This is a genomic window from Actinomadura barringtoniae (assembly GCF_017573505.1).
GTDB classification, from domain to species: Bacteria; Actinomycetota; Actinomycetes; order Streptosporangiales; family Streptosporangiaceae; genus Spirillospora; species Spirillospora barringtoniae.
Map to the genome: position 1 here is coordinate 68,190 of NZ_JAGEOJ010000019.1, position 12,721 is coordinate 80,910.

General features: G+C 70.3%; 10 protein-coding genes. 5 read left to right on the top strand and 5 right to left on the bottom strand.

The window, feature by feature from the left end; genetic code table 11:
- Window positions 1-2 precede the first annotated feature (2 nt).
- The 4 genes from mdlC to J4573_RS39000 form a co-directional block, all read right to left on the bottom strand.
- Complete coding sequence (mdlC, locus tag J4573_RS38985; protein ID WP_208261156.1) at window positions 3-1,604, bottom strand: benzoylformate decarboxylase; 1,602 nt, start codon at window positions 1,602-1,604, stop codon at window positions 3-5.
- 84 nt (window positions 1,605-1,688) lie between these two features.
- The gene (locus tag J4573_RS38990) at window positions 1,689-2,687 is read right to left on the bottom strand and encodes an ABC transporter substrate-binding protein (protein ID WP_208261157.1); all 999 of its coding nucleotides are present in this window, start codon (window positions 2,685-2,687) and stop codon (window positions 1,689-1,691) included.
- Window positions 2,688-2,746: 59 nt separating this feature from the next.
- On the bottom strand, window positions 2,747-3,559 hold the full coding sequence (locus J4573_RS38995) for an ABC transporter permease (protein ID WP_243774279.1): 813 nt from the start codon (window positions 3,557-3,559) through the stop codon (window positions 2,747-2,749).
- The gene (locus J4573_RS39000; RefSeq protein ID WP_208261158.1) at window positions 3,556-4,398 is read right to left on the bottom strand and encodes an ABC transporter permease; all 843 of its coding nucleotides are present in this window, start codon (window positions 4,396-4,398) and stop codon (window positions 3,556-3,558) included. Before J4573_RS39000 ends, J4573_RS38995 begins: the two co-directional genes overlap by 4 nt.
- A 917-nt stretch (window positions 4,399-5,315) precedes the next feature.
- On the opposite strand from J4573_RS39000, the gene J4573_RS39005 reads away from it, so the two are divergent.
- Genes J4573_RS39005 through J4573_RS39020 form a run of 4 tightly spaced genes read left to right on the top strand, consistent with a single transcriptional unit; the run spans window position 5,316 to window position 10,160 of the window.
- On the top strand, window positions 5,316-8,645 hold the full coding sequence (locus J4573_RS39005) for a sensor histidine kinase (RefSeq protein ID WP_208261159.1): 3,330 nt from the start codon (window positions 5,316-5,318) through the stop codon (window positions 8,643-8,645).
- On the top strand, window positions 8,642-9,085 hold the full coding sequence (locus J4573_RS39010) for a roadblock/LC7 domain-containing protein (RefSeq protein WP_208261160.1): 444 nt from the start codon (window positions 8,642-8,644) through the stop codon (window positions 9,083-9,085). Before J4573_RS39005 ends, J4573_RS39010 begins: the two co-directional genes overlap by 4 nt.
- Window positions 9,086-9,115: 30 nt before the next feature.
- Window positions 9,116-9,538, top strand: a complete 423-nt coding sequence (locus J4573_RS39015; protein WP_243774280.1) for a DUF742 domain-containing protein — start codon at window positions 9,116-9,118, stop codon at window positions 9,536-9,538.
- A gap of 40 nt (window positions 9,539-9,578) precedes the next feature.
- Window positions 9,579-10,160, top strand: a complete 582-nt coding sequence (locus tag J4573_RS39020; protein ID WP_208261294.1) for a GTP-binding protein — start codon at window positions 9,579-9,581, stop codon at window positions 10,158-10,160.
- Window positions 10,161-10,475: 315 nt separating this feature from the next.
- Here J4573_RS39020 and J4573_RS39025 read toward each other — a convergent pair whose 3' ends face one another.
- Window positions 10,476-11,444, bottom strand: coding sequence for an LLM class flavin-dependent oxidoreductase (locus tag J4573_RS39025; protein WP_243774305.1), 969 nt, complete (start codon window positions 11,442-11,444; stop codon window positions 10,476-10,478).
- Window positions 11,445-11,770: 326 nt separating this feature from the next.
- On the opposite strand from J4573_RS39025, the gene J4573_RS39030 reads away from it, so the two are divergent.
- Entirely contained in the window at window positions 11,771-12,412 is a 642-nt protein-coding gene (locus tag J4573_RS39030) for a TetR/AcrR family transcriptional regulator (RefSeq protein WP_208261163.1), read from the top strand.
- Window positions 12,413-12,721 lie beyond the last annotated feature (309 nt).

Below are 12,721 nucleotides of genomic sequence, written 5' to 3' on the forward strand. Positions count from 1 at the left end.
GGTCACCTGGCCCACGGTTCGTACATGGGGGATTCGTCGGCGGACACTGCCACATCTATCAGGAATGGACCATCGTGCGCGAACCCCGCCGACAGCGCCTCGGGCAGCTCGGCCGGGTCGGTCACCGTACGACCCGGGACGCCGAGCCCCTGCGCGACCGCCGGGTAGTCGAGGCCGGCGATGTTGGAACCGGGCACCGACTCCACGCCGATGCGGCGGCCGAGCGCCTTGACCGCCTGGTAGCCGCCGTTCCGCAGCACCACGACGGTCATCGGGACGTTGTGCTGCGCGGCGGTCCACAGTGCCTGCACCGAGTACATGATGGAGCCGTCGCCGATCACGCAGACGACCCGCTCGCCGCCGCTAGCCAGCGCGCGGCCGACCGCGAGGGGGAGACCCCAGCCGAGCGCGCCGCTGCCGGTGGTGAGGAACGTGCCGGACGCCGTGATCGGCACCCGGGCGTGGAAGTCGTCGCGGTGGCTCGGGGCCTCCTCGACGATGACCGCGTTCGGCGGCTTCAGGTCCCGGATCGCGTCCATCACGAAGCCGGGGTCCATCGGCGTGCTCGCGAGCGGCGTCGCCGGCAGCAGTCGCGGCTCGGGCAGCGGGCGCTCGGTCTTGCCCACCCGCTCGAGCAGGCCGCGCACGCCGGTGTCGATCGTGGTGAGCACGCTGGTGCCGACCGGAGCCCAGGCCACCTGCTCGGGATCGCAGTCGAAGTGGAACAGCCGCGCGCCCTCCGGGATGAACCGGCCCTCGACGTGCACGTGGTACACGAAGATCGGCGCGCCCAGGGCCAGGATCACGTCGTGGCCCTCGAGCCGGCCCGCGAGCTGGTCGCGGACCGGCGGCAGGAACCCGCGGAACTGCGGGTGATCTTCAGGAAAGCCCGACCTCCCTGACAGCGGGCTGATCCATACGTGCGCGCCGGTCCGCTCGGCCAGCTCGACCACCAGCGGCAGCGCGTTCTCGTCCTCCACCCCGGGCCCGACGATCAGCACCGGGGACGCCGCGCCGTCCAGCGCGGCGGCGACCTCGGCGAGCGCCTCGGGCGAGGCGCCGAAGCCGGTGTGCACCTCGCGATGCGGCACCGGCTCGGCGGGGTGGTCCCAGTCGTCCTCGGGCACCGACAGGAACACCGGGCCGCGCGGCGGCGTCATCGCGATCCGGTACGCCTCGGCGAGCGCACCCGGAACGGACTCGGCCCGTTCCGGCTGCGCGCTCCACTTCACGTACGGGCGCGGGAACTCCGCGGGCTTGTCGGCGGACAGGAAGGGCCGGGTCGGCAGCATCGGCCTGCTCTGCTGGCCCGCGAACACCACCAGCGGAACGCGGTCGCGGTAGGCGTTGAACACCGCGCCCAGCGAGTGGCCGACGCCGCCCGCCGAGTGCAGGCTGACCAGCCCCGCGCGCCCGGTGCCGAGCGCGTGCCCGGCGGCCGCCGCCACCACGATCGACTCCTGGAGCCCGAGGACGTAGGAGAAGTCCTCGGGGAAGTCGCGGAACATGGTCAGTTCCGTCGAACCGGGGTTGCCGAAGACCGTGGTCATGCCGGCACGCCGGCAGAAGTCGAACACCGCGTCCCGGACGGTGAGTCCCGTCATGCCGAGCCCATGCCTTCCCTGTGCTTTACCTGTGCTGCCGTGCCGCCCGTCCGGCCGTTCCGGCCGGACGGCTCCCGCGATCGCCTACTGGGAGGCCTGCGGGGTGAAGAGGATCGAGTTCACGTCGGGGTTGTTCTTCAGCAGCCCCGGCTGCGCCTTCATCAGGTCGACGACGCGGCTGATCCGGGTCGCGTTGAGCGAGGTCGGGTAGCCGGGCAGCGTGATGACCTTGGCGACGTCCGGCGCGATCTTGGCGTAGGTGGGCAGCACGCTCTCGACCTGCTTGCGGTCGGAGGCGGCCAGCGCCTGCGCCTTGAAGAGCGCGCGCTGGAAGGCGGCGGCCTCCTTCGGGTGCTTGTCGGTCCACTCCTTGGTGCTGACGTAGCCGCTCACCGGTACGCCCTTCACCGGGTCGCTGCCGCCGTCCAGGACGGACCGGGCGCCCTGCTTCTTCTGGATGTCGGACAGGAACGGCTCCAGCACGTGCACCGCGTCGACGTCGCCCTTCTCCAGCGCGGGGCCCATCTGGGCGAACGGGACCGGGGTGTACTTGACCTTGGTCGGGTCGACGTTCTTGGCCCGCAGGATCGCGTTCATCGTCAGGACCTGGATGTTGTTCGGGATGACGACCGCGACCTTCTTGCCCTCGAGGTCCTTCGGCTCCTTGATGGGCGAGTCGGGCTTCACCAGCACGCTCATCATGTTCGGCGTGAGCGTCGCCGCCTCACCGATGACCTTCAGGTGCATCTGGCCGGCGTCGTTGGCCGCGATGAACGTGGACAGGTTGGCGCCGCCGATCACGCCGACGTCGCCCTTCATCAGCGCGGGGAGGGCGTCGGTGCTCTTGGCGACGATCTTCAGGTTCACGTCCAGGCCCTCGGCCTTGAACAGGCCCTTCTGCTGGGCGATCTGCGCACCGGCGCCGTCCACGACGCCGAGGATCGCGACGGTCATCTTGCCGCCGTTCTCCAGGCCCTTGCTGTTACCGCTCGAGTCGTCGTCGCCGCCGCAGGCGCTCAGCGTGCTCGCGGCCAGCAGCGCGACCGAGGCGGCGACGATGGAACGAAACCTCAGTGATCGCATTGTGGTGCTCCTTGGGGGAAGATTCGAGATCACTCGATAGCGGGGGGTTTGGGGGAGGCTCAGGCCGCGCTTCCTCGTGCGGCCAGATGCCAGCGCAGCGCGCGCTTCTCCACGACGGTGAGCGCGGCGTTCAGCGCGTAGCCGAGGATGCCGAGCAGAACGATCACCGACCAGACCTGGGGCAGGTCGAAGCGCGACTGCGCGTCGGTCAGCTGGAAGCCGATGCCGCTGGTGGTGCCGGGCAGCAGCTCGGCGAAGACCATCAGGATCAGCGACAGCGACAGCGACAGCCGCAGGCCCGCGAAGATCTTGGGCATCGCGGCGGGCAGGATCACCAGGCGCAGCCGTTCCACGGCCGTCAGCCGGAACACGCGCGCCGTCTCCAGCTGCAGGGTGTCGACCGACCGGGCGCCGTCGGCGGTGTTGATGATCATCGGCCAGACGGCGCTGAACACGATCGAGGCGATCTGCATCTGGGCGCCGAGGCTGAAGATGACCATCAGCACGGGGACCAGCGCGGGCGGCGGGATCGCGCGCAGGAACTGGAAGGTCGGGTCGAGGTAGGCGTACGCCCGCTCCGACCGGCCGAGCGCGATGCCGAGCAGCACCCCGACGAGCGCGGCGACCACCAGGCCCGCGACCATCCGGCCGAGGCTCGGGAAGATGTTGTCGGTCGCCGCCTTGTTGAGGAACAGGTGCGACCAGGCGCCGGTGAACCACAGCTCGTGCATCTGCTGCAGGATCTTCGAAGGCGGCGGGAAGGAGTTGTCCTCGGCGAGCCGGGTGCCGGCCTCCCAGAGGCCGATGCCGATCACGAAGACCAGCCAGCGCTCCACGAGCGCGCGCGTCAGCCTGTGCAGCGCCCCGCTCATGCGCGGCCTTCCCGTCCGTGGTGCCAGAAGAACAGCTTGCGGTCGCCGACCATCAGCAGCAGGTTGGCCAGCACGCCGAGGACGCCCGTCCAGAGCGTTCCGGACATGGCGTCGATGACGCCGTCGGGATTGAGGTTCGACTGGGCCATGAAGGTGCCGATCCCCTCGCCGAAGCTGGAGAGGATCTCGGTGCCGATCGTGAGGATCAGCGCGACCGCCGCGGCCAGCCGGATGCCGGTGTAGATGAACGGCGAGGCGGCCGGGATCGAGACCCGCCAGAGCACCTGCATCTCGCCGAACCCGTAGGCGCGCAGGGTGTCCTTGGCGACCGGGTCGACGTCGCGCAGCCCGTACATCGTGTTGAAGAGGATCGGCCACGTGGTCGCGTAGACGATGAGCGTCGCCTTCATCTCCAGGCCGGAGCCGAGGATGAGCCCGGCGAGCGGGATGATCGCGACCGACGGGATCGGCCTCAGGAACTCCACGACCGCCCGGGTGGCGGTGTTGACGATCGGCACGCTGCCGAGCAGCACGCCGAGCGGGACGGCCACCAGGATCGACAGCGCGAGGCCGAAGAGCCACGCGGTGACGGTCGCCTTCAGGTGGGTCTGGAACTCCGAGTCGCCGAGCAGCTTGACCGCGTGCACCAGCACGTCGGACGCGGGCGGGTAGGAGTCGCGGCTGACGATCCCGGCCCGGCCGAGCGCCTCGAGCAGGGCGAACAGCACCAGCAGGCCGATCGTGCCGCGCACCACGATGCCGGCGCGGGTGAGTGGCCGCCGCCGCCCTGGCGGAGAGGTGGCCTCCCGGGACCGGGAGCGCCGTTGCAACGCCGACACACTGCTCACACTTCCGCCTGCCGTCTTTTCGCTGATTTTCCGTTGATTTCCGCGGTGGGAACGGCGGTACGCGACGGACTCCGTCGCTTGCCGCCCCGCTGTGCGCGGAAGGGAAGTCCCGCACGCGCGCATCGGCCGGAAGCCGACGCGCCGGGCGAATCGCCCAGGAGCGCGGCAAGCGGGGACGATACCGCAGTTCGGGAAGGTTCGGGTCGAACTGGAAGGTAACAAGATCGGTGCAGTGTCGATCATGGTGTGGTCCGATTCCCCGCACGGTTCACATCGCGGCCCTCGGACCGGTTCTGGACCGGTGATGATCGATGTCGTTGACGTGCGTAAGCGTGCGCTCCGTACGCGGCCGTGTCGTTTCGCCGCCTTCGCCAAGGCCCCCGCCATCCCCTTCCCGGTGGTCCATATGACCTACTGCGGTGATGACAAAAACGATGCCGCTGAAACTCTTAGAGCGGCGTTCGGTAACAGTTCGGGTGAACGTCTTCCGGGCGGCGCCCGCAACATTCCCGTAACAAGAAAGAGACTTTTCGCGGGTGAATTACCGGGCGTGTACCGCCGGAGACCCAGTGTAGGACGCGCTGAGTCGGCAAAAGCCGCAAACAGGACAATCAGGGACAAAAGTACTGACGTTCTGTATGGATCTGTGAAGATCCACGACACCTTTGCGGCATGTCTTCTAATGTGCTCCAATGTCGGGCGCAGTGGGAGAACGGTGGGCATGTCGTGCAAACCGAACGCGCTGCCCTCGACAGCCGAAAACGGCACTGTGAGTGAGAGGGTGTCAACGCCAAGTGCGTACGCAACCGGGCGATGAGAGTAGTGAGGCTCTTGCCGCGCCCGCGCCAGAGGCCCCCCGGTCGCTACCGGCGGGCGGCGCGCCTGGCGCGTCGCGGGGCATGGGGCGGATGGCGCTGCGCAACTGGCGGGTGCCCGCCCGTCTGGTCGCCCTGATTCTGATTCCGACCGCCGTGGCCCTCGTGCTGGGCGGTCTGCGCATCGTTTCCGCCTCGGACAAGGCCGACGCGCTGAGCCGTGTCGAAAAGCTCGCCAAGCTGGGCTCCGACGTCGGAGCCCTCACCCACGAGTTCGCTTACGAGCGCGACCTGTCGGCGGGCTTCATCGCCGCCGGCCGTCCCGCCAGCCAGCGCTCGCGGATCAAGGCGCAGTACGACAAGGTCAACGACGTGGCCTCGACGGTGCGCGCCAGCGCGACCGACCTCGGCAAGGAGTACGGCGGCGTCGTCCAGGAGGAGACGCGCGCGATCACCAACCGGCTGGACGGCTTCTCGGCGCTGCGGTCGCTGACCGACGCGCGCGTCCCGGTCGCCTCGGTGGTCGACAAGTACTCCGAGTTCCAGTCGGAGCTGATCGCCTACTTCGACGGCATCGCCGAGGGCGTCGCCGACCAGGACCTGACCGAGGACGTCCGCGCCCTGTCGGCCCTCTCGCACGCCAAGGAGGAGGCCTCGCGCGAACGCGCGGTGCTCTACGCCTCCCTCGTCGAGGGCCGGATGGACGACAACGAGCTCAACCAGCTCTTCGACGCGCGAGCCAAGCGGGACGGCTTCATCGCCGCCTTCCAGAACGCGGCGCCGCTGTCGGAACGCCAGTCGTTCGACGACACCGTCACCGGCCGCGAGGTCGACCAGGCGAGCGAGTACATCGAGCGCGCGATCGCGATCAGCACCGGCCGCACCGCCACCGCCGCCCGCCTGGACATCGACCCGAACACCACGCACGACGCCGAGGCCTGGCGCAAGGTCAGCACGGCCACGGTCGACCAGATGCGGATCAGCGAGAAGCATCTGATGGACCACATCACCTCCGACACCGTCGAGAAGCGCGACGACGCGCGCAACGCGATGTACGTCCAGATCGCCGTGGTCGCCGCCGTCCTGCTCCTGGTCCTGCTGCTGACCTTCATCGTCGCCCGGTCGCTGGTCGGCCCGCTGCGCCGGCTGCGCGCGGGCGCGCTGGAGATCGCCGGCGCCCGGCTGCCCGGCCTGGTCGACCGGCTCCGCGACCCCGAGGCCGCGGCCGGCGGGATCGAGGTCGAGCCGATCGAGATCGCCTCCACCGACGAGATCGGGCAGGTCGCCCGCGCGTTCGACGAGGTCCACCGCGAGGCGGTCCGGCTGGCGGCCGACGAGGCGGTCCTGCGAGGCAACATCAACGCGATGTTCGTCAACCTCTCGCGCCGCAGCCAGACACTGATCGAGGGCCAGCTGCGCCTGATCGAGAAGCTGGAGCAGAGCGAGCGCGACGAGGAACAGCTGGCCAACCTGTTCCGCCTGGACCACCTGGCCACCCGCATGCGCCGCAACTGCGAGAACCTGCTGGTCCTCGGCGGCCAGGACCAGGTCCGCCGGTGGAACCGGCCGGTCCCGCTGATCGACGTCGTGCGCGCCTCGCTGTCGGAGGTCGAGCAGTACGAGCGCGTCGCGCTGCGCGTGCAGGGCGACATGACCGTCGCCGGTGCCGCGGTGAACGACCTGGTCCACCTGCTCGCCGAGCTGGTCGAGAACGCGACCGTGTTCTCCTCCGAGAGCACCAAGGTCACGGTGTCCGGCCAGCTGCTGAGCGGCGGCGGCGCGATGCTGCAGATCACCGACAACGGCGTGGGCATGCCGCCCGAGGAGCTCGAGCAGGCCAACTGGCGCCTCGCCAACCCGCCGGTCATCGACTTCTCCGCGGCCCGCCGCATGGGCCTGTTCGTGGTCGGCCGCCTGGCCGTACGGCACGGCATCCGCGTCGAACTGCGCGCCGCGCAGGGCGGCGGGCTCACCGCGTTCGTGGTGCTGCCCGACGCGGTCGTCAGCCCCGGCGAGAGCGGCGGCGTCGGCTCGCGCAACTTCGGCGGCGGCCACTACGACGAGCTCGAGGTGGGCCAGGGCCACGCGGCCGTGGCGGCCCCGGCGACCAGGTCCGAGCAGCCGGCGATCGGCATGGGCGGCGTCTTCCAGGCGGACCCGAACGGCAGGCCGTCCCCGCACGATCCACGCCCCGTACTGCCCGAGGCGCGTCCGTCGATGCACGAGAACGGCACGGGCCCGCTGCCCTCGCTGCGGGACCAGGGCCGGGGCTCGTTCCAGAACACCGGGCCTCAGCCGCGGTTCGGGCAGACCGGCCCGCAGCCCGCCATCAGCTCGAACGACGCGGGCACCACCGGACCGCTGCCGATCCGCATGCCCGGCGCGCAGCTGCCCAACCGCAGCACGTCCGGCGGCGACCTGTTCGCCGACAACTCCAGCCAGAGCGGGCAGTACCAGCCCGGCAACAACAACACCGGGCCGATCCCGCCCGTGCCGCCGCGGGGGATGGGCAACACCGGCCCGATCCCGACCATGCCGCCGGGCGCCGGGAACACCGGCCCGATCCCCGCCGTACCGCCGAACGTCGGCAACACCGGGCCGCTCCCGGTCGTGCCGGAGGCGCAGCCCGCCGTACGGGAGACGCCGCCGCCACCGCCCGAGCCCAACCGGCGTCCGGTCTCGTGGGACAGCGGTCCGCTGCCCGAGACGCACTGGCCCGAGCCCGCCGAGCCGCCGCGCTCGCCGATGGCGGACACCGGCGCCTCTGGACACACCGGTACCCACGGGCACACTGGTGGCTATGGCCACAGTGAGGCCGCACGCCAGACGCCCGCGCCCGAGTCGTTCCGCCTTGAGGAGCCCTCGCTCGACCAGCGCGCGCCCCAGCCCAACCACGCCGAACCGCAGGCACGACCACGGGAGCGGTCGTCGCCCATATTCGACGCTATGCAGTCGGAATGGTTCCAGCGCAGGTCGGGAGGTGCGGGCATGGAAGACCCGGTGAAGGGCTGGCAGTCGCCGGCGGACGCGGGCTTCCAAGCGGCCGAGGCGTTGCGCGAGCCCGTGGCCGGCAAGACCACCCAGGCCGGGTTGCCCAAGCGGGTGCCCGGTAAGAACCGGGTCCCCGGCGCCGTCGCGGCGTCCCAGCCGCAGGCCGGCGGTCCCGGAGCACCCGGCGCCCAGCAGGGACCACCCGGCGCGGGCCGCGGTGCACCCGGCATGCCCATGGCCCCGCCCGGAGGGGCCGAGGCGCCGGCGCCACGGCAGGCACAGTCGGCCGACGTGGTGCGGAACCGCTTCGCCAGCCTGCAACGCGGCGTCACCAGGGGCCGCACGCAGTCGCCGTACGAGCCGGGTCAGACCGGCAGCAGCACAGGTGAAGGTCCGTCGCAGGGCGGCGGAGAGACGGGAGGCACCCGGTGAGCGGGCAGGATCTCAACTGGTTGGTGACGAACTTCGCGGATCGGGTCCCGAAGGTCGCGCACGCCGTCGTGGTCTCGTCGGACGGCCTGCCGATGGCCTACTCGGCGGGGTTCCCGCCGGAGCGGGCCGACCAGCTTTCGGCGATCGCCTCGGGCCTGATGAGCCTGACGCAGGGCGCCGCCAAGATCTTCGACGCCGGCGGCGTGAGCCAGACCGTGGTCGAGATGGACCGCGGCCTGCTGTTCGTCATGTCCATCACCAACGGGTCGGTGTTCGCGGTGCTCGCCGCGCCGGACTGCGACCTCGGGCTGGTGGCGTACGAGATGACCTTGCTGGTGGAGCGGGTGGGACGGGCCCTCAGCCCCGCGCTGCGCAGCGAACAGCAGCCCCCTCCGGGCCACCCGGTCCCCGAGATGGGCGCCGGCCCTGCCCGGTTTTGATCTTGATGACACCGACAAAGGGGCGGCGTGATGGATCGAGGCAGACATTTCGGTGCCGGTCCCGGTGGCACGCCACGGTGGGGTGATCCGGGTGGTCCTCCGACGGCGGAGGACGACAACAGCTCGCTGGTGCGCCCGTACGCGGTCACCGGTGGCCGGGTCAAACCGCGCTACGACCTGGCGATCGAGGCCCTGGTCACCGCGGCGCCCTACCCGCCTCGCGACGTCTCCATGCTGACGCCCGAATACCGGGCGATCATGGATCTCTGCCGGTCGGCGCGCTCGGTCGCGGAGGTGTCGGCCCTGCTCCGGCTCCCCCTCGGGGTCGCCCGCGTCCTCGTCGCCGACATGGCCCTCGAGGGGCTCTTGCGACTGCACCAGTCGCGCCCCGCCGGCACGCAGCCGGACCTCCGCCTGCTCGAAAGGGTGCTCAGTGGACTTCGCAAGCTCTGACCGGCCACCGGCGCCGGGGCCGCAGGGCCCGGACCCCGACCTGGTCTCGGTCAAGATCGTCGTCGGTGGCGGCTTCGGCGTCGGCAAGACGACCTTCGTCGGGTCGGTGTCGGAGATCATGCCGCTCACGACCGAGGCGGTCATGACCGCCGCGAGCGCGGACGTGGACGACCTGTCGGCGGTGCCCGACAAGACCACGACCACGGTCGCGATGGACTTCGGCCGCGTGTCGCTGGACCGCGAGCTGATCCTGTACCTGTTCGGCACGCCCGGCCAGCACCGCTTCTGGTTCATGTGGGACGACCTGGTGAAGGGCGCGATCGGCGCGGTCGTGCTGGTCGACACCCGCCGCCTGGCCGACTGCTTCGCCGCGGTGGACTACTTCGAGGAGCTCGGCCTGCCGTTCGTGGTCGGCGTCAACGGGTTCCACGGCGAGTTCCAGTACGCGATGGAGGACATCCGCGAGGCCCTCTCGATCAGCGCGCACGTGCCGATGGTCGAGTGCGACGCGCGCAACCGCGAGTCGACCAAGCAGGTGCTCATCACCCTGGTCCAGCACGCGATGTCGTTCCACGTCCCCGCCGGGGCCCCGCAGCCCAGCGCCGGCTTCCGCCCCTCCTGAGCAGCTCGCGGGGCCACGTTCAGGGACCGTGACCGTCATGGCTGGGTGGGCATGGTCCAGCAGTCGGAGAGGGCCGGCGTGCCTTGAGGCGGTCGGTGAGCCAGGTGATCGCGTCGCCGTGCCGGGCAACGGCCGCCCGTCCAGTCCGGGCAGGCTCAGCCCGGGCGGCAACGGCTCGGTGCGTACCAGCGCGCCGTTCGCCGACGGCAGTTGTGCGGGCGGGTCGTAGAAGGCGGGGATCGTGACACCCCGCGACACCACGGGCTTCGGGTCCGCAGGGGCCGCCAGGCTCGGTGCAGCATCCACGGAAGGCGCTCACACCTGGGTCAGCACGCGGTCCTCAAGGAGGTGGAGCATCTGCCACGCCCGCTCCGGTGGGATGCCGCCGGCCATCGGATGCACGATGGCCATCGCGAGCTCTCCCATCGCGCGCAGTTCCGCCACGTACTGGTCGGGGGTGAGGATGCGGTGGCTACCGGTGGCCCGCAGTTGGTCGATGTCGGTTGCTGCCGCGTAGGGGCTGGCGACGCCTGCGGCCTGACCCCAGCCGCCGTATGACTGCGCTTCGTGCAGGAAATAGGGACCGAGTTCGGCCCAGCCCGCCTCCACGTCGTCGGCGAGGTAGGTGGTCGGGTTGCTCGTGCTCAGTGGTGGACCGGGGTCGGGCTTGCCGAGCTTGGCGCATTCGTCGACGTAGGCCTGCCAGAACGCGGGTTCGGAGGGGATGAAACCGTCGGCGATCCGGGCGGCGCGGCGGGCGGCGCCTTCGCTGCTGCCGCCCATCGTCAACGTCGGCCCACCCTGCCGGTACGGAGGCGGTGTGACGCGTGCCTTCCTTCCCTCGTATTCGAACGGCTCGCCCGACCATGCCTGTTTGAGGGTTCGGAACAGGCGCGTCATCCGTTGCGGGCGCTCCTGAGACGGGACGCCGAACATCTCGAACTCGTGCGGCGCGTAGCCGCCGCTGATCACGGGGTCGATGCGGCCGCGGCTGAGGTGGTCGAGGATCGCCAGGTCTTCGGCGAGCCTGAGCGGATGATGGAAGGGCCCGACGAGCGAGGCGATGTTGATCCGGATCGTGGTGGTGCGGGCCGCGATGGCGGCGGCCAGCAGCAACGGATTGGGCAGGTATCCGTCATCGGCCCCGTGGTGTTCCGACAGCACGACCGCCAGTGCACCGTGCTGTTCGGCCCACTCCGCCATCTCCAGCGTCGCGGCGTACCGGTCCGCCATCGACACACCGGCCATGGGCGGGTTGCGCAGGTCGAACCGCAGAATGAGCATCACCACAAGCCGTCACCTCTTTCGGTCATTGGGAAGGCTTGAGTTCGACCTCGGCGACTTCGTGCACTTTCTGCCTCGCTGCCGAGCGATTCTGTCAAATCAACTGAGCCGATGGGTCCTTCTCGGCACGTTGCGGGATCACTAGCTTCGGCGGCATGAGACTGGTGAAGGCCGTGCTTGCCTGTGTCGCCGCGATCGCCTGCTCGGCGCCGGTGGGCGTCTCGGCGAGTGCGGTGGAAGGGTGAACACGACGGCGAGCACCGCTACCGGCCGCGTGGTGCTGAGGCGGGGGAGGTTCGGCATGAAGCGGAAAGCAACATGCAGGTATGCAGATATCTACACCTCCGCCGATATCTTCAGGATCTTCGGGCGCTTCCAGCCGCGCCGGTCATCGATCCCAGGAGCAACGCCGGGACGCGACCCGGACGGCCCTCCTTGAAGCGACGATCGAGTGCCTGGCCACCTACGGCTACGCGAAGACGACGACGGGACGCATCGCCGAGCTGGCCAACGTCTCCAGGGGCGCCCAGCCGTTGTACTTCCGTACGCGGGCGGAGCTCTTCCACGGCGCGTTCGCCTACTTGACCGAACGCCGGGTGGAGGCGGCCAGGGAGGCCTTCGCCGGGGGACCGGTCTCGCTCGAGGTCGCCCTCGACACGTTGTGGGAGGCTCACCAGGGTCCGACCTTCGACGCGGCCCTGGAAATCTGGGTCGCCGCGCGGACCGATCCTGATCTGCGCGAGGTCATGTACGACCTCGAACGGGAAGTGGCCATCTCCATCGCCCATGCCGCCGCAGGGGCACTCGGCGAGTTCGCGCAGCGCCCGACCTTCATCGACGATCTGGTACTCGCACTGGCGACCATCCGGGGGCTCGCGATGCTGCAGATCTCCCACGGAGAAAGTCCCCAGGTGCTGGCCCGCTACTGGACCATGACGAGGACGCGACTGGTGGCACTGCTCGGCTGACCTCCTCGCCCGCGTGGCGAGGTGTGAGCATTTTCCGGGCTACACGGTCCGAGGCAGAGCGCGGCCGACCCGCTGGGCCACGTCGACGATGTGCTTCTCGGCTGCCTACCCGGACGATGACGCGTACGTGCGGCGCCGGTACGACTCGAGCAACGCCCCGGGCGCCTGGGAGGCGATCGCGGCGGCGCGCTGAAGCCGGTCGGCTGGGCGAAACAGCTGGCCGAACGGGTCGTGGACGGCCGCAGCGCGGTGGTCGACGGCATCGACGGTCCGATCGACGCGCTGTTCAACGGCGCCGCCATCGCGAAC